The sequence below is a fragment of the Achromobacter marplatensis genome (assembly GCF_049060505.1).
Lineage (GTDB): Bacteria > Pseudomonadota > Gammaproteobacteria > Burkholderiales > Burkholderiaceae_B > Achromobacter > Achromobacter marplatensis_A.
In genome coordinates, this window is sequence record NZ_JBMGRB010000005.1 from 13,144 (window position 1) to 30,297 (window position 17,154).

Here is a 17,154-nt window from a genome sequence, read left to right on the forward strand (position 1 = left end):
GTCCGTGCCAAACAGAGGCAGATCCGCGTCAACCGACCATATCAGATGACGGCGCTCCGGGCGCGCCGATGCCCCGGACGATATGGTCCAAAAGTTCGCGGGCGGCGGGCGAGATATGGCGTCCCGCGCGGCTCAGCACATGCAGGCTGCCCTGGTTCAGGATCGGGTTGGCCAGCGGCAGGCTGGCCAGCCGTTGCGCCCGCATGTCCGCAGTGACGGCGATGGGCGGCGTCAGCGCATAGCCGATGCCGGCCGCGGCGAACTGCCATAGCGCCTTGAAGGAAGACGTGGTGAGCACATTGCGCAATCGCACCTGTTCGCTGATCTCGGCGGCCTGTATATGTTGGCGCACGCCAAACCCCTCCTGCATGGACGCGCCCGGATGGTCAGCCAGATCGGTCAGCAGCAAAGGGCGGTTCAGCCGGGTCAGCGGATGGTCTTGGCGCACGATGGCTCGGATGGGCTCGGGGCGCGAGTAATGGGTGCGCAGCCGCGCGTCGTTGGGCGGCTGGAACACCAATCCTATATAGGCGCGGTCGTCCACGATGCGCTGCACGATCTCGGAGGTGCGGGCCACGTCGATATCCAGCGTGACCTCGGGGTGGCTGCGCCAGTAGCCGGGCAGCACGCGGTCGAACATCAGTTCGACGAAGCCTTCGCCCAACACCAGGTCGATATGGCCTCGTTCGGCTTTGCGCAGGCTGTCGATCTCGGAAAAGAAGCTCTCTTGGATGTTCTGCTGGCGTTTCACGTAGCGGGCCAGGATGTGGCCGGCGTCGGTGGGCACCACGCCGCGTCCGCGGCGCTCGAACAGCGCCATGCCGCAGTCGCGTTCCAGGGCGGCGATGGCGCGGCTGACGGCTGACGGGTCCATGTCCAGCACCTCGGCGGCGCCGCGCACGGAGCCGCGGCTCATGACCTGCATGAAGTAGTGGGTGCGGCGGGCGTCGAGTTTTTCATCCATGGCGGGGCTCTTTAAAGCGGAGTGCGGCGGGATACCCACAGCGTCGACCTGGGGTTTACCCGTAAAATATCGGATACCTTGCAAAATTTTCCCAGGAAAAGGCTGTCCATTGCATTTTACGCAACGCTAATGCGCAGGTGGTGTCATGGTTGCCCGCAAGGCCGCCGGGCGAAAATCGCGCCTGCTGCCCGCGCCGCCGGCGTCATGCGCCGCAGCGCCGCTACGAAAACTTATTCACGTTCATCAGGGGAATTCGATGTCTCACGCCAGCGCCAGCCTGGCCGCGCCCTCCATGCCGCTATCCGCCCGCATTCGCATGCTGGCCGCCATTTTGCTGGTGGTCGTCATTTCCGAAGCGATCGGCAGCGTCACCTTTGCGGTGGGCCCGGGCAAGATCGTTCTGCAACCGATGCTTTGGGCGATCTTCATCGGCGCCATCGTGGCCGCCTTCGGCCAGCGCCTGCCGGCAGGTTCGGGCATCGACAAGGCCATGCAGACCCGCATCAGCGGCTATCTGCAATACGCCCTGCTGCCGTTCCTGGCGAAGCTGGGCCTGATGGTCGGCGGGTCGCTGCCGCAGGTGCGCGAAGCCGGGTGGGCCCTGGTGTTCCAGGAATTCGGCCACTTCTTCGGCACGATGGCCATCGGCCTGCCGCTGGCGTTGTTGCTGGGCATCAAGCGCGAAGCCATCGGCGCCACCTTCTCGGTGGGCCGCGAGCCCAGCCTGGCCATCATCGGTGAACGCTACGGCATGAATTCGCCGGAAGGTCGCGGCGTGATGGCCGAGTACATCACGGGCACGGTGATCGGCGCGCTGTTCGTCGCGCTGATGGCCGGCTTCATCACCAGCCTGAACATCTTTGATCCGCGTTCGCTCGCCATGGGCGCCGGCGTGGGCTCGGGCAGCATGATGGCGGCCGGCGTGGGCGCCATCGCCTCGCAGCAGACGCCGGAAATGGCGCATCAAGTGGCCGCGCTGGCCGCTGCCGCCAACCTGCTGACGACCGTGGTCGGCGTGTACTTCACGCTGTTCATCTCGCTGCCCACGACCATCTTCCTGTACGGCAAGCTGGAACCCGTGCTGGGCCGCTTCTCGCGCGGCAAGGCCTCGGAAGCCACCGTTGACGACAGCGTGTCCGAAGACGTGCCGGCGCATGGCGCAAAAATGGGCTTCGGTGACCGCCTGACCGCCTATCTGGTCTGCGGCCTGTTTGCGCTGGTGGGCAACCGCCTGGGCTACAACGTGCCGTTCATGGACGCGCTGCCCGGCATGGGCATCATCATCCTGCTGGTGGTCCTGACCGACCTGATCCTGCGCGTGGTGCCCAAGCTGCCGGCCGTGGCCGTGCTGTCGCTGATCGCCATGACGGCGGGCTGCCCCGGCGTGCTGCCGTACTCGGACCAGATCATCGCCGCCGTCGGCAAGGTGAACTTCCTGCCGTTCACGACCGTGATCCTGGCCATGGCCGGTCTGTCGATCCTGAAGGACCTGCCTGCGTTCCGCAAGCTGGGCTGGAAGATCGTGGTCGTGTCGCTGGCCGCCAACGCCGGCACGTTCATGGGCGCAACGATGATCGCGGAATTCTTCCACTGATCGTGCGGGCCTGAACGTCGGCCGACAAAAACGAGCCGCCTGGAAACAGGCGGCTTTTCCTTTTGGGGCGCCGCGCCGCGATGGCGGGCGCGGTGGGCGGCAAGGGTGATCAGCGCGTGTCGGGTGCGAAGCCGGACCGGTAGCGGGCGTTGTCGGTGACGTTCTCGGTGGCGCCGATGTTGGCCACGGCGGGCACGGCGGCGCTGGCGGCCTTCATGGCCACGGCGGCTTGCCATTCCTGCACCTGCGGATTGCCCATCGCCACCCGGTAGGGTTGCAGTGGCGTCAAGCCTTCGATGGTGCCCAGGTCGTTGGCGCTGCCGGCGCGTTGCGCCAGCGGATCCGGCTGTGCCGAGAAATCGTCGACGGCGCGACGCATGCGCGCATCGGCGTATTGATCGCGTAAGGCGTCCACATTGGCTTGCGGCGCGGGCGGCAGGCGTGGCGCATCGGCGCCCACTTGGGCATTTCGGGCGAAGACGCCAAAGGCGGCGGGCGGGTCGGCGTCGCGCAGTCGGGCGACGCGCTGGGCTTCCCAGGCCGTGGCGGCCTGCGCGGCGCGCTGGGCCTGGCGGGCGGCGGCATTTTGCGCCACGCGTTCGGCGTCCCACGCGGGGCGAGTGTCTTCCAACATCGGGATGCGCGCCGGATAAGGCGCGGCGACGCGAGGAATGGCGGAGATCGCAGCAACGTCCATGCGGGGCTCCCTGTCGTGGTGGGCCAGAAGTTTGGTCTGTCCAGCGGGTGACAAGTTCACTGTAACAGCATGGAAAAGCCAAAAAAAGCCCCCACGCTGCGCCCGCTTCGCGAGCTTGCTGCCCCCCAAGGGGGCTTTTTTTGCCTTGGGGCGGCCCGGCGGCCAAAAAAAAAGCCCCAGGCCGAAGCCTGGGGCCGAGCGGCGCCGTGTTTGGGGCGGCGCCGTACTAGACGGGCGGCGGGACGGGACTCCGGCGGGATTTCCCGGCCATGCCGCCTGCCCGAAAAACGATCAGGGCTTGGTGGCCTGCATGGACGGGCGTTGGCTAAACGCTTCGTACCAGGCTGCGGTGGCGGGGTGCCCGTCGCGCCAGTTCAGGTCGGGGAAGCGGAAGTCCAGGTAGCCCAGCGCGCAGCCGATGGTGATGACGCCGATGTCCAGGCGGCCTTCCAGCGACGCGGCGTGTTTTTCGATCAAGGCCAGGCCGTCGCGGACCTTGCCCAACTGGCCCTCGATCCAGCCGTCCCAGCGCAGCGCTTCGGGGCGCAGCGCGGTTTCATAGCGCGCCAGCAAGGCGGCGCCCATCATGCCGTCGGCCATCGATTGCTGCGTCAACACCTGCCAGCGGGTGCCGTCGGCGGGAAACAGCGCGCCGCCGCCCAACGCGTTCAGGTATTCGCAGACCACGCGGCTGTCGAAGATCGACTGGCCATCGTCGGTGATGAAGGTCGGCACCTGGCCCAGCGGGTTGCTGGGAATGATCGTCTGGTCGCGGGCGACGGGGCCGGCGGCGCTGGGCAGTTTTTCGATGCGGTCGGCCAGGCCGAGTTCATGCGCCACGACCATGCATTTGCGGACGAACGGCGAAGCGGGCGAGTGGAAGATCTTCATTGGGAGTCCTTGTCGGTAGAGAGGCGTCAGTGTTGTGCATGGGCCAGGTGTTGTCCAGCCACCCAACCGAACGTCAGGGCGGGGCCCAGCGTGATGCCGGGGGCCGGATAGGCGCCGCCCATGACGGAGTGCATGTCGTTGCCGGCCACATACAGGCCGGGGATGGGCGCGCCCGTGGCGTCCATGGCCTGGGCGTTGGCGTTCGCCGCGATGCCGCACGCGGTGCCGATGTCACCGGCGTAGACCTTGACGGCGTAGCAGGGGCCGGCGGCAAGCGGGGCCAGGCAGGGGTTGGGCTGATGGTCGGGGTCGCCCAGATAGCGGTTGTAGGCGGTGCCGCCTTTACCGAAATCGGGGTCCTGGCCTTGTGCGGCATAGGTGTTGTAGCGTGCGACCGTGGATTCCAACGCCTCGACCGGCACGCCGATCTTCGCGGCCAACGCGGCCAACGTCGGCGCCTGGACCAGATAGCCGGCGTCGATCAAATGCTGGCGGGGGCGGCCGCCCGGCAATGCCAGCCCCAGGCCCCAGGTGTCGACGAAGCGTTGGTCGCAGACGAGGAACGCCGGAATGCTGGGCACGGTCTCGTTGCTGCGGTACATGGCCTGCACGAACTCGTGATACGACGTGGATTCGTTCACGAAACGCTTGCCCGCGCCGTTCACGGCAATCAGGCCGGGCTTGGCGCGGTCCCACACCAGATGCGGGTAATGCAGGCGCTTGCCATCGGCGGATTCCAGGACGGATATCGGCGCCCAGAACGCGGGGCTGGCATAGCCGGCGCCCAGGGCGGCACCCGCCTGTTCCGACATCCGGATGCCGTCGCCAGTGTTGTCGCGGGGCGACATGGACCAGTCGCCGCTGGGTTGGGGGTAGGTGCGGGCGCGGCGTTCGCGGTCCCAAGGGAAGCCGCCTGTCGCCATCACCACGCCGCGCCGCGCACGGACGTTCAAGGTTTTTCCGTCCCGCTTGACCGATGCGCCCAGCACGCGGCCCGCGGCGTCGCGGTGCAGGACATGCACAGGCGCGTCCAGCCAGTATTCGACCCCGCGCGTGATCACGCCATGGAACAGTTGCGCGGCCAATGCGTTGCCCAGCAGCAACCGGGTGCCCCGGTGGTAGCCGCGCGCGCGGTCCGCCACGAAGCGCAGCACCAGCTTCATGCTGTGGCGCCAGGCGGCGATGGAACGCGTGGCGCGAAGCAAGTGGCGCACATCGGTGATGTTGACCATCATGCCGCCCAGCACGGTGAATTCCTTTAGTGGGTCGCGCAACATGCGGAAGTGGCGGCCCAGTTTTCGTCCGTCGAATTCCACCGGGTCCAGCGACCGGCCGCCCATCGCCGCACCGGGCAGGTCAGGGTAGTAATCGGGCGACGCGGTGCGCGCCGCGACGTCCAGGAAACCGCGCGACACCAGGTAGTCCATCATGCGCGGACCAGCGTCCAGATACGCGCGCTTCATGTCGTCGGACGCCGCGGCGCCGACGGTCTGAGCAAGATAGGTCCAGACCTTGTCGAAGCTGTCGGGGTGGCCGGCGGCGTCCGTCTGGGCATTCAACGGGATCCACAGCGCGCCGCCGGAAATCGCCGTCGAACCGCCAATGCGGTTGGTCTTCTCGACCAGCAAAACGTCCAGCCCTTCCGCGTGCGCGGTCAGCGCCGCCGCCATGCCGCCCGCGCCGGAACCGACCACCAGCGCGTCGACTTCCTTGTCCCACTTGATGCTGTCCATGCTGCTTATGCTCCCGACCCGCCCAGCGATTTGCCGCCATCCACGAAGAGGACCTGGCCTGTGATGAAATCCATATGCGGCGCGGCCAGGAAGGACACGGCATTGGCGATGTCTTGCGGTTGGCCCGCGCGGCCGGTCGGCTGCAACGCCAGTTGCGCGGCCAGGCGTTCTGGCGTCAGGTTGCGCAAGAGCGGCGTGTCGATAAGGCCCGGGGCAATGGCGTTAACCAGGATCCCGCGCCCGGCCAGCTCCATGGCGGCGGCGCGGGTGTAGCCGACCAGCGCAGCCTTCGAGGCCACGTAGTGTGGATGGTTCTTCGCGCCCAGATAGGCGCGCGATGCGATGTTGACGATCTTGGCGCCCGCCGCCATGGTGCGCGCGGCTTCCTGTGTCAGCGTTGCCACCGCCAGCAGGTTGACGTCGAACGCACGGCGGTAATCGTCTGAATCGACTTCGAAGAACTTGCGCTCGTCGAACAGGCCGGCGTTGTTGACCAACGCGGCCAAGGGCGGAAGCAAGCGGACCAGCGCGCGCGTGGCGGCTTCGTCCGTCAGGTCCACCACGCGGTGCGTAACCGTCAGCCCCTGCGCTTGCAGCGCTTCGGATTCCTGCTTCGCCAGCGCACCGTTGCGGTCTGCCATCACGACGCTGAAGCCGTCGCGCGCCAGGCGCTCGACGATCGCCAGGCCCATGCCGCTGGCGCCACCCGTGACCAATGCCGTGCCCAGATCCATGATGTCTCCTTATACGGCCAGATAGCCGCCGTCCACCGGCAGCACCACGCCGTTCACATAGCTGGCCATGTCCGAGGCCAGGAACAGGACGGGGCCGACGATTTCGTCCGCGCGGCCGGCGCGTGCCAGCGGAGCGCGGCTCATGTACCAATCGGTGCCGTGGGCTTGCGCGCGCTGGCCCGCCGTCATCTCGGTCTCCATCAAGCCGGGCGCCACCGCGTTCACGCGCACGCCATGGGGGCCGAGGTCGCGGGCCAGCACTTCGGTGAACGAGCGCACGCCGCCCTTGGACACCACGTAGCCCGCGGTCGAAATGCCGCAGCCGTAGGCCACGATGGAACACAGGTTGACGATGACGCCGCGCGTGGCCTTGAGCTGCTCGACAAAAGCGTGCGTGACGTTGAATGTGCCTTGCAGGTTGACCTGCATGACGCGGTCCCAGATGGCGGGCGTTTGCGGGTCGTCGAACGGCGCGCGCGCCGAGATCCCGGCGTTGTTGATCAGGATGTCCAGATTGCCGTGGCGCGCCGCGCAATGGGCCGCGAAGGCGCGGACGGCATCGGCATCGGTCACGTCCAGCACGGCGTCCGACGCCCGGCCGCCCGTGTCGCGGATCGCCTGCGCGGCGCTGGCAGCCAGCGCCGGGTCGATATCCGCCACGATGACCGCCGCGCCCTGCCGGGCAAAGCCCTGCGCGATGGTGGCGCCCAGGCCGCGCCCGGCGCCTGTGACGAGAACCCGTTTGTCTTGCATCATCGATGTCATGGTCTGTCCTTCGCGGCGCGTCACGCGCCCAGATAGGCGCGCTGCACGCCTTCGTCGCTAGCCAGCCGGGCGGATTCGCCTTCTAGCGCGATCTCGCCGTTTTCCAGGATGTAGGCGTAGCTGGACACCGACAGCGCCAGCTTCACGTTCTGTTCCACCAGCAGGATGGTGATGCCCTGTTCGCGGTTCAGCCGCAGCACGATGTCGAAAATCTGCTCGACCACCAGGGGCGAAAGACCCATTGATGGCTCGTCCAGCAGGATCATGCGCGGCCGTGCCATCATGGCGCGGCCCGTGGCCAGCATCTGCTGTTCGCCGCCGGACAACGTCGCGGCCTTTTGCTCGAACCGTTCCCGCAGGCGCGGGAAGGTGTCGCAGACCATGTCCAGGTCCTGCTTCACCGCGGTGCGATCGCGGCGCAGGTAGGCGCCCATTTCCAGGTTCTCGCGCACGCTCATGTCGCGGAAGATCTCGCGGCCTTCGGGCACCTGCACGATGCCGCGACCCACCACGGCGTCGGCCGCCAGGCGGTGGATGGCCTCGCCTGCAAAGCGCACGCTGCCCGCGGTAGGCGTGACCAGGCGCGAGACGACGTTGAGCGTCGTGGACTTGCCCGCGCCGTTGGCGCCCAGCAGCGCAACGATGGCGCCTTGCGGTACTTTCAGCGACACGTCCTGCAGCGCGCGGATATTGCCGTAGGCGGCCGAGACCGCGTCGATTTCCAAGAGAATGTCAGCCACCTGCGGCTCCCTTGCCCAGATAGGCTTCGATCACACGGGGGTTGCTGCGCACCTCCGCGGGCGTGCCTTCCGCGATCTTCTCGCCGAAGGACATGACGGTGATGCGGTCGGAAATGGACATCACCAGTTGCATCACATGCTCCACCAGCAGCACCGTGATGCCGTCGCGTTCGCACAGTTCGGTCAGCAGGCGGTCCAGCGTTTCAATCTCTCGGTTGCGCAGGCCTGCGGCCGGCTCGTCCAGCAACAGCAGCTTGGGCGAGATCGCCAGCGCACGGGCCAGCTCCAGCATCTTCTGGCGGCCGAAGTCCAGGCTGCACGCCGGCGTGTCCAGGAAGTCCGCCAGGCCCACGCGTTCCAGCAGATGCTCGACGCGCTCGCGCGCTTCGGCCGCCGCCGGGCGCAGCAGCTTGCCCGGGGTGGCGGCGCCATGCGCATAGGTGCCCAGCAGCGCGTTTTCACGCACGCTCAGCGCGCCGAACAGTTCCAGGTTCTGGAACGTGCGGGCGACGCCCAGCGCGGCCATTTCGTGCGGTTTCTTTGTCGTGATGTCCGCGCCGTTAAACCGGATGCTGCCACTGCTGGGGCGGTAGTAGCGGGAAATGCAATTGAAGGTCGTGGATTTGCCCGCGCCGTTGGGGCCGATCAACGCGTGGATGCGGCCGCGCTCCACCTGCATGGACAGGCCGTTGATAGCGGTCAGGCCGCCGAACTTCACGGTCAGGCCCTGCACGTCCAGATAGGGATGTTCGCTCATGCCGCGCTCCTTTGCGCGCCTTTGGCCGCGCCTGCGCCAGAACGCGCGGCAGCGGGCAGCGGGGCTGCCGGGGGCGGTGCGCGGCGGCGCGCGTCACGGCCGGCGAACAGGCCTTTTGGCGCAAACATCATGAAGCCCATCAGGATGACGCCGTAAATGATCTCCTGGAACGACAGCGCCTGGCGCAGCAGTTCCGAGATCAAGCCGAACGCCAGCGCGCCCGCGATGGCGCCGCGGACCGAGCCGATGCCGCCTACCACCACCATCGTAAGGATCAGGATGGTGGTCTGGAAACCCAGGCTTTCCGGATGGATGAACGACGCGAAGGTGGTGTACATGCCGCCCGCGATGCCGGCGTAGGCCGCCGACAGCGTGAAGGCGGTGCGCTTGATGGCGTTGACGTTCACCCCCATCGCCTGCGCGGCCACATCGCTTTCCCGCACCGCGCGGAAGGCGGATCCCAGCTGCGAGCGCGACAGGGCGATGGTGGCCCACAGCAAGAGCGCGGCGATCAGCACGACAAAGGGATAAGCCTTCAGGTCCGACACCAGTTCGTACCCGAACAGCGTGGCCGGAGATATCCGGAAGCCGTTCGATCCATGGGTGACCGACTGCCAGTTCAAGAACACCCATTGCATGGCTTCGCCGAACGCAAAGGTCGACAGCGCCAGGTAGATGTCGCGCATGCGCAGCGCCAGTGCGCCGATCAGATAGCCCAGCGCCGCAGCCAGCAGGCCGCCCGCGATGATCGAGATGAAGAACGGCGGATGCCACAGATTGTTGATGAGGCCGGCGGTGTAGATGCCCACGCCGTAGAACGCGGCATGCGACAGCGCGAATTGCCCGGTTTCGCCGATGACCAGATGCAGGCCCAACGCCAGCACGACGAACACCATCAGCAGGTTGACGACGTAGATGACATAGCCGCTGGCCACGAAGGGCAGGGCGGCAAGCGCCACGGCCATCAGCGCCAGCAAGGTGCGATCGATCTTGTTGTTCATACTTTCTTCACCTGCAATTTGCCGCCCAGCAAGCCTTGCGGACGCAGCAGCAGCACGACCATGATGGCCACGAACGGGGCGACCACGATGGCATTGGTCGAAATGAACAGCCCCACCAGGTTCTCGGCCACGCCGATTATGAAACCGCCCACCACCGCGCCGGGCAGGCTGGTGATGCCGCCCACGATGGCGGCTGCGTAGGCCAGGATGGCGATGTGGCCGATGTCCGGGGTGATGAGGATCTTGGGCGTGATCAGCAGCGCGGCCACGGCCGAGATCAGTCCCGACAGCGCCCACACCATCATGCGGATGCGCGTGAGGTTCACGCCCGTCAGCCGCGCGGCCTTGGAGTTCATGCCGACGGCGCGCATGGCACGGCCGACGCGGGTGTAGGTGAACATCGCGAACAGCAGCAGCATGACGCCCACCGCCACGGCGAAGATCACCATGTCCAGCTGCGTCAGCACGGCGTCGCCGATGATGACGGCATCGGTCGGGGCCAGCGGCGGCAGCGAGCGCGGCGTGTCGCCCAGCCCGGTCTGCCGCACCAGGCCCTTCAAGGCATAGGCAAGCCCCAGCGTGGCGATGACCATCTGCACGCCCACGCCTTTCGAGGCAATAACGCGTTCCATCACGACACGCTGGAACAGGCCCGACACGATGGCGACGGCGGCCAGCGTCACGGGGATGACGGCCAGGTACGGCCAGCCCATCACCAGCGTCAGGAACAGGGCGATGTAGCCACCCACCATGAAGATTTCGCCCTGGGCGAAATTGGGCACGTCGGTGGTCTTGAAAATGATGACGACGGCGACGGCCAGCAGCGCGTACACGCTGCCCGTCACCAGTCCTGACAGCACCCCTTGCTGCAGGAACAACCAGAAATCGGCAAAGCTCATGATGTTCTCCGGCGGCCCGCGCGGTGCTGCGCCACGGCGCGGGCTCGGTCTGTGACAGGCCGCAGGCCTATTTCTGGTATTGCCAGACGCTCTTGAATGCGCCGGGAACAAGCGTCATGGCGGTGCCGTCGAACTTGATGTAGATGGCGGATTCCTGCGCGGCGCGGTCGGTCGGGCCGAACTCGATGGGGCCGGCCATGACGCCCGAGTCGAACTTCATCGTTTCCAACGCCTGCAAGACCTTCTCGCGCGTGGGCTGCGGGCCGGCGGCCTTCAGCGCATTCACCACCGCCATCGCGGGCGGCAGGCCATAGGGCATGTAGGTCTGCGGATGGCCGGGCTTGGCGGCCAGGTCCGGGTAGGACTGCTTGTACATGTCGTACACCCAGGTCAGCTTGGGGCCGCCGGGCACGTCGGACAGCACGTCCTGGATGTAGACGTTCTTGAAGGCGTCCTTGTTGCCCACGTTCTCCACCAGCTGCTTCAGGTCGGCGGTGCCATTCACGGCCAGCACGATGGGCTTGTTCCAGCCCAGCTCTTGGGCCTTCTTGATGATCAGCGCGGCGGGACGGGCGTAGGTGGTCAGCAGCAGCACGTCCGGGTTGCCGGCGCGTATCTTCAGCATGGGCGCCGTGACGTCGGTGATGTTTGGGTTCACCGATTGCACCTGCAGGCCCAGGTCGCCCAGCTGCTTGGCCTGGGCTTGCGCCGCTTCCAGGTTCCAGCCGCCGTAGGCGTCGTCGTGGTTGATGTAGCCGATCTTCTTGGCCTTCAACTGTTCAGACGCGAACTGCACCATGGAGCCGCCCACGGCGTGTTGCGAAATCGAGAAAGCGCCGTAGATGTACTTGGACGGCGGATACAGCGCGCCGTCGCCCGAGGCGTTCAGCATGACGAGCGGCACCTTTTCGCGTTCGATGTATTCACGCGAGGCGACGACGGCCGCCGAGCACGAACCGCCGTTCAGCAGGAACACCTTGTCCTGCTCGTTCAGCTTCTTCACGGCGGCGACCAGGTCGTTGGCGTTGCAGCGGTCGTCCTCGATGACGAGTTCGATCTGACGGCCATGCACACCGCCTTCCTTGTTGACCTTGGCGTACCACATCTTGGCGGCGTTCAGTACGTCGAAACCATAGGCCATGCCGCTGCCGGACAGCGGCGCGAACAAGCCGATCTTGATGGTTTTGTCCGTGATGCCCGGCTCTTGCTGCGCTTGCGCGCCTGTCGTGAAGGCCCACGCGCAAAGCGCCGCGGCGGCCGCGTAGCGACTACGTTGATTCATGTTTTGTCTCCCGTTTTTTTTGAAATACGCGCCTGTGTGTGCGGCGCTTTGCTGCATAGGCCGGCGTGCCGCCGGATTGCCTTACTGCATGCGGTAGCCGCCGTTTACGTCGATGACGCTGCCGGTGATGTAGCCGGCTTCTTCAGATGCCAGGAAGCGCACCGCGGCGGCCACGTCGTCCACCGTGCCGATGCGGCCCAGCGGGATGGCTTGCGCGGCGGCGGCCAGCGCGCCGCTGCTGGTGACCGTACTGCGCAGCATGTCGGTGTCGATCAGGCCCGGCGCGATGCCGTTGACGGTGACGCCCAGGTGCGCGGATTCGCGCGCCATGGCTTTGGTCAAGCCCAGCACGGCCGACTTGGCGGCGATATACGACGCGCTGGAGCGGTAGCCGCCAAGCTGGGCGGCGACGGACGTGAAGGTGACGATGCGGCCATGCGCCAGCGGCGCGGCTTCGCGGCGGCGCAGATAGGCGCGGCCGCACAGGAACACGCCGCGTGCGTTGACGGCGAAGCTGCGTTCCCAGATGTCCAGCGTTGTGTCTTTGATCAAGGGGCGTTCGCCGTCGGGCTGGAACAGCAGCAATCCTGCGGCGCTGACCAGCACGGCGATCGGGCCGTGCCGGGCTTCGATGGCATCGAACGCGCCTTCCACCGCGGCTTCGTCGCTGACGTCGAAGGCGTGGGCGGCATGCGGCGCACCCAGTTCATCGGCCACGCGGCCGGCGCGCGCCGCATCCACATCCGACACCACGACGCGGTATCCCGCGCGCGCCAATTCCTGGCAGATCGTGGCGCCGATGCCGCCGCCGCCGCCGGTCACAAGCGCAAGACGGGAAGCCGCCGCGGGCGCGGCAAGCGTGGATACATTGGACATGCTGTCTCCTGATTGGCATGCCGTTTACCTGGGGAGGCTCGGCCGCTGATTTGAATTTTTTGCGATTATGTATACATGGCGGATTCGCAGGTATAGGGGCTTACCCGCATCATCCTTTGATTTAGGACATAGACACTAGGGAAAGCACGGATGTAGGGACGCGATCAATTCCCGCATGTATTCTTCATGTATACAATGTGGGTATGGACACGCTATCTCAACACGTTACCGATACGCTGCGGGACTGGGTGCTGCACGGGCAATTCAGCCCGGGCGCGCGCCTGGAAGAAATTCCGTTGGCCGAGAAACTGGGGGTGTCGCGCACACCGGTGCGCGCGGCGCTGGCGACCTTGGGCAACGAAGGCTTGCTGGAGCATCTGCCCAAACGCGGCTATACGGTGCGCGCCTATGACATCGGCGAGATCGTGGCGGCCTATGAGGTGCGCGCCGCGCTGGAAGGGCTGGCCTGTCGGCAGGCGGCCTTGCGGGGGCTTACGAACGATGCGGTGGCCGTACTGAAAAACTGCCTGGACGAGGGCGACCGGATCCTGGCGAAAGGGGTGCTGTTGGCCGAAGACCATCTGCCGTACCAGAAGGTGAACATCACCTTGCACAACGGCATCCTGGAAGCGGCGGGCAACCCGTGGGTCAAGCGCTTCGCCACGCAGGCGCAGGCCATTCCCTATGCGTCGGATCGCATCATCCTGTGGGAAGACCACGGGATCATCCTGCGCTCGCACGATGACCACCACCGGATCGTCAGCGCGATCATCGCGCGTGACGGGGCGCGCGCCGAAGACCTGATGCGCGAACACGTGTACTACGCGGGGATCATCCTGAAGAACAACTACGAGCGGCTGGCGCAGGCTTATCGTGTGTAAGCGCCGCGCCGGCCGCGGCGGCGTTTAGCCGTTGATGCCGGTTTCCAGGCAGGGTTCGAATTCGCCGGTTTCCGGGTTGCGCAGGAACAGCACGCCGGTAGCCACGCCGAAGTAGGTGCCATGCAGTTCCAGGTCACCCTTTTCCACGCGGCGGCGGATGGACGGGAACGTCATCAGGTTATTCAGGCTGTGTTCGACCACGGCCAGTTCCAGGCGCTTGAGCTTGGTCTGGCGGTCGCCGGTGCCCGGGCCCAGGCGTTCGGCCACGGGCTCGATCTGCGACATCCACTTGCCGATGAAGTCGCCCTTGGACAGGGGCTTGGCGTCGTCGAAGAACGACCGGATGCCGCCGCAGGACGCATGGCCCAGCACGACGATGTGCTTGACGTTCAGCCCGTTGACCGCGAACTCGATCGCGGCGCTGGTGCCGTGATAAGACGACTCGGAGTCGGGCTCACAGGGCGGCACCAGGTTGGCCACGTTGCGGACCACGAACATCTCGCCGGGCCCGGCGTCGAAGATCACTTCAGGCGACACGCGGGAATCGCAGCAGCCGATCAGCAGGATTTCGGGGCTTTGGCCCAGTTCGGCCAGTTTCTGATAGCGGCTGCTTTCCGAATGGAAACGGCCGTCCAGGAACGATTGGTAGCCTTCGGTGAGTCTTTTTGGGAACATGATCTTCGCTTCCTAGTAACAAAGCCAGGCCTGCTGGCACGCCGACAGACGCAATAAGGGGCTTCGTGTGGAAGCCCCTGTTATCGAGTCGACAAGCCGAATTTTCCCATACTTGTCCCCACAGCCACCTGTCTAAACCCTGATTTCAGAAGGGTTTTTTGCTTCGTATGAAGGCAGAGCGAGCGCAGCGTGCGAAGCGTGGGGGCCCCTATTGGGCTCTTACGTCCAACACCGTGACCCGGGTGAATTGCAGCGGCGTGATCGCTTTCACCAGCCGGATCTGGCCCGGCGCCATGGGGCCGATGACGTCGTCGTTGACTCGTCCGACTTCCCGCCCTTGCGCGTCATACAGCACAAAGGTCAGGACGGCGCTGGAAATGGGGCGGCCTGACTGATTGGCGAGCGATCCCGTAATGGTCGACAGATTCATGTTCGTGTCGCGCACCGCCTGCACGTTGCCCAGGGTGACGCCGTAAGCCAGGCTTTGGGCGCCAGCGGCGCCGGACAGACCGGCAAGCAAGACGACAGAGGCAAGGGCGAGTTTCATGGAAGGTCTCCTGGGACGCTGGCGTCGGGGCGCCTGCTTGTCCGCGCCGCCGTCTTCGCCACCCGCATATCGCGCGGATAGCGGTATCTCACACCTTTCCGCACCCACGCACAACGGGTCAAAAGGATGAATGGGTAACAGGTTGCGCGGCTTGTTCCCATATTCGATAGGGGATGGCACAAATGCATCGGAATGTCTCTGGCTTGAGCCTTTCTGTCGTCGAAAAGCTGAATGGGGGCGCCCGATTTCCTGGCTTTTCTTAACCTTTCCGCGCTTGCGAAGCCTGACGGTTTGTTCGATGATGGCCGGGCCGGCAACTGGCCGGCAGATCGTGCCGTCCGCTGTCATGTGCGCCTGTGCGCCAAGCGGACGCTTAACGCCCAAGGGAGAAACTCATGCTTTCCCGTACTAGCCAGCTGGCCTCGGCCATCGTGTTGTCCGCATGTTTTTTCGGGGCGTATGCGCAAACCCCCGCCGCGCCCGCGCCCGCCAAGACGCCCACGCCGCAACAGCAGCGCATGGCGGACTGCAACAAGTCGGCCACCGGTAAGACGGGCGACGACCGCAAGACCTACATGAGCAGCTGCCTGAAAGGCGAAGCCCCCGCGCCCGCCAAGCAACTGACGCCGCAGCAACAAAAGATGAAGGACTGCAACGCCACCGCTGGCGAACAGAAGCTGACGGGCGACAAGCGCAAGGCCTTCATGAGCACGTGCTTGAAGGGCTGACCGGTTTTGATGAGATCGTAGGATGGGTGGAGCGCGGGAGTCCTTAGCCGAGGGGATTGCTGGTCAGCGCGCGTAACCCATCGAGCAGCGGTTGCGTTGAGGTGAAGTCACATGAGAACGGGAATGCTGCTTGATTGGTTGCGCGCGTAGCCCATCAAACGCCGGTTGCGTTGTGGCCGAATCGGCCAAGAACCGACCGCTGCCTGATGGGTTGCGCGCGTTGAACGATGGCGTCCTTGCTTAAGGACTCTCGCGCTTCACCCATCCTACGGTTTGACGGCCTTACGGCCCCAGTCCCTTGTCGACGGCTTCACAAAAAAGCCCCCTTTCGGGGGCTTTGCGCATCCTAGACGGTAGCGATCGGCGTGACCGGTGAGCCGATCGCGTGCGGCAGTCGCAGCGGAGGGGCCGTCAGCATGAAGTGATGGCGTCCGTTCGTGTGCAGGAAGTCCGCCAGATCCTTCAGATACCACAGCTCGGCAAGGGGCAAGCCCAGCTTGAACAGGCAATGGTGGTGCAGTGGCAGCATGGCGCGCGGGCCGGTCTTTTCGCGGGCGGGGTAGGCTTCGACCGCGTAGTTGTCCGCGCAGATGGCGGCGATGCCGCTGTCCGTGATCCATTGCAGCAATGCGGCGTCGGTGCCGTCCAGCGCGGCGCCGTAGGTGTGCAGCACGTTGGGGTCCGGCGTGCCGTTCATGGCCACGACGGCTTCGGCGTAACCGGTGCGCAGCACCAGCATGTCGCCGCTTTCGACCGTGATGCCATCCGTTTGCAGCACATGCATCAGTTCGGCGTGGCCGATCAGCGTGCGGCCGGGGCCGTAATGGCGGAACAGGTCCACCAGCACGCCGCGTCCTTGCATGCCTTTCTGCGCCAGATGTTCCACGCCCAGCTTCAGCGCGGCCGACGGGCCGCCGCTGTTGCAGCCGCAACCCGTGTGGTCGCCGTCGGCCGGCCCCACGACGTCGACGCCGGCCTGGAAGCCGTTGTAGTAGCGCAGCTCGGGCTTGCCGTCGCCGTCGGCGTCGAACAGCGCGCCCACGTGCGCCAGCGCGTCCCACTGCGTGGAGTACTGCATGGACAGCAGCACCTGGTCGTCGCTCAGCACGTCGACGGCATCCGGGTTGACGTTCTTCAGCGGGAAGTTCAGATACGGCGTGTCCGCAAGCCTGGTAGGGCTGAGCTGCGGCGGATGGCGGCGCGGGTTCAGCACGTTGCCACCGGGAAGGTCCAGGGGCAACGACAGGCAGAACGTCTTGCCGGCACGGATTTCTTGCGCGCCTTTCAAGACTTGCGCCTCGGTGATGAGGTTCAGGCGGCCAAGTTGGTCGTCGGGCCCGAAGTCGCCCCAGTTGGAGCCTTCGGGCCGGTGTTTCCAGCGCTGCATGCG

Annotated in this window: 18 protein-coding genes; 3 read left to right on the forward strand and 15 right to left on the reverse strand. The window is 65.8% G+C overall.

Annotation, left to right across the window (positions count from 1 at the left end; all coding sequences use genetic code 11):
* Positions 1-28: 28 nt before the first annotated feature.
* Entirely contained in the window at positions 29-964 is a 936-nt protein-coding gene (locus ACI0FO_RS13815; protein ID WP_105558726.1) for a LysR family transcriptional regulator, read from the reverse strand.
* Between the two features lie 256 nt (positions 965-1,220).
* Between ACI0FO_RS13815 and ACI0FO_RS13820 the strand changes: the two genes are divergently transcribed.
* The gene (locus ACI0FO_RS13820) at positions 1,221-2,558 is read left to right on the forward strand and encodes a DUF3100 domain-containing protein (protein ID WP_416027435.1); all 1,338 of its coding nucleotides are present in this window, start codon (positions 1,221-1,223) and stop codon (positions 2,556-2,558) included.
* Positions 2,559-2,667: 109 nt separating this feature from the next.
* Here ACI0FO_RS13820 and ACI0FO_RS13825 read toward each other — a convergent pair whose 3' ends face one another.
* The 11 genes from ACI0FO_RS13825 to ACI0FO_RS13875 form a co-directional block, all read right to left on the reverse strand.
* A complete protein-coding gene (locus ACI0FO_RS13825) occupies positions 2,668-3,255 on the reverse strand; it encodes a hypothetical protein (RefSeq protein WP_416027437.1) in 588 nt (195 codons plus the stop codon).
* Between the two features lie 291 nt (positions 3,256-3,546).
* Positions 3,547-4,146 carry a glutathione S-transferase gene (locus ACI0FO_RS13830; RefSeq protein ID WP_416027439.1) on the reverse strand — a complete coding sequence of 200 codons (600 nt, stop codon included), beginning with the start codon at positions 4,144-4,146 and terminating at the stop codon, positions 3,547-3,549.
* 26 nt (positions 4,147-4,172) lie between these two features.
* Entirely contained in the window at positions 4,173-5,879 is a 1,707-nt protein-coding gene (locus tag ACI0FO_RS13835; protein ID WP_416027441.1) for an FAD-binding protein, read from the reverse strand.
* Between the two features lie 5 nt (positions 5,880-5,884).
* Positions 5,885-6,613 (reverse strand): SDR family NAD(P)-dependent oxidoreductase, encoded by a 729-nt coding sequence (locus ACI0FO_RS13840; RefSeq protein ID WP_416027443.1) that lies wholly within the window; start codon positions 6,611-6,613, stop codon positions 5,885-5,887.
* A 9-nt stretch (positions 6,614-6,622) separates the two neighbouring features.
* The gene (locus ACI0FO_RS13845; RefSeq protein WP_416027445.1) at positions 6,623-7,378 is read right to left on the reverse strand and encodes an SDR family NAD(P)-dependent oxidoreductase; all 756 of its coding nucleotides are present in this window, start codon (positions 7,376-7,378) and stop codon (positions 6,623-6,625) included.
* 20 nt (positions 7,379-7,398) lie between these two features.
* Complete coding sequence (locus ACI0FO_RS13850; protein WP_416027447.1) at positions 7,399-8,118, reverse strand: ABC transporter ATP-binding protein; 720 nt, start codon at positions 8,116-8,118, stop codon at positions 7,399-7,401.
* A complete protein-coding gene (locus tag ACI0FO_RS13855) occupies positions 8,111-8,875 on the reverse strand; it encodes an ABC transporter ATP-binding protein (protein ID WP_416027449.1) in 765 nt (254 codons plus the stop codon). The genes ACI0FO_RS13850 and ACI0FO_RS13855 overlap by 8 nt, the downstream gene beginning before the upstream one ends.
* The gene (locus tag ACI0FO_RS13860; protein ID WP_416027451.1) at positions 8,872-9,876 is read right to left on the reverse strand and encodes a branched-chain amino acid ABC transporter permease; all 1,005 of its coding nucleotides are present in this window, start codon (positions 9,874-9,876) and stop codon (positions 8,872-8,874) included. Before ACI0FO_RS13860 ends, ACI0FO_RS13855 begins: the two co-directional genes overlap by 4 nt.
* Entirely contained in the window at positions 9,873-10,775 is a 903-nt protein-coding gene (locus tag ACI0FO_RS13865) for a branched-chain amino acid ABC transporter permease (RefSeq protein WP_416027453.1), read from the reverse strand. Before ACI0FO_RS13865 ends, ACI0FO_RS13860 begins: the two co-directional genes overlap by 4 nt.
* A 67-nt stretch (positions 10,776-10,842) precedes the next feature.
* Positions 10,843-12,057, reverse strand: a complete 1,215-nt coding sequence (locus ACI0FO_RS13870; protein WP_416027454.1) for an ABC transporter substrate-binding protein — start codon at positions 12,055-12,057, stop codon at positions 10,843-10,845.
* A gap of 81 nt (positions 12,058-12,138) precedes the next feature.
* The gene (locus ACI0FO_RS13875) at positions 12,139-12,933 is read right to left on the reverse strand and encodes an SDR family NAD(P)-dependent oxidoreductase (protein WP_416027456.1); all 795 of its coding nucleotides are present in this window, start codon (positions 12,931-12,933) and stop codon (positions 12,139-12,141) included.
* Positions 12,934-13,136: 203 nt separating this feature from the next.
* Here ACI0FO_RS13875 and ACI0FO_RS13880 point away from each other — a divergent pair, with 203 nt between their 5' ends.
* Complete coding sequence (locus tag ACI0FO_RS13880) at positions 13,137-13,814, forward strand: GntR family transcriptional regulator (protein ID WP_105558713.1); 678 nt, start codon at positions 13,137-13,139, stop codon at positions 13,812-13,814.
* Between the two features lie 24 nt (positions 13,815-13,838).
* On the opposite strand, the gene ACI0FO_RS13885 is transcribed toward ACI0FO_RS13880, so the two are convergent.
* Positions 13,839-14,489 (reverse strand): carbonic anhydrase, encoded by a 651-nt coding sequence (locus ACI0FO_RS13885; RefSeq protein WP_416027457.1) that lies wholly within the window; start codon positions 14,487-14,489, stop codon positions 13,839-13,841.
* A 208-nt stretch (positions 14,490-14,697) separates the two neighbouring features.
* Positions 14,698-15,036: an FxLYD domain-containing protein gene (locus ACI0FO_RS13890; protein ID WP_105558711.1), complete on the reverse strand. Its 339-nt coding sequence runs from the start codon at positions 15,034-15,036 to the stop codon at positions 14,698-14,700.
* 395 nt (positions 15,037-15,431) lie between these two features.
* On the opposite strand from ACI0FO_RS13890, the gene ACI0FO_RS13895 reads away from it, so the two are divergent.
* Positions 15,432-15,764, forward strand: coding sequence for a PsiF family protein (locus ACI0FO_RS13895; RefSeq protein WP_105558710.1), 333 nt, complete (start codon positions 15,432-15,434; stop codon positions 15,762-15,764).
* A gap of 346 nt (positions 15,765-16,110) precedes the next feature.
* Here the strand turns inward: ACI0FO_RS13895 and ACI0FO_RS13900 are convergent, their stop codons facing one another.
* Positions 16,111-17,151, reverse strand: coding sequence for a cyclase family protein (locus ACI0FO_RS13900; protein WP_416027460.1), 1,041 nt, complete (start codon positions 17,149-17,151; stop codon positions 16,111-16,113).
* Positions 17,152-17,154: the final 3 nt, after the last annotated feature.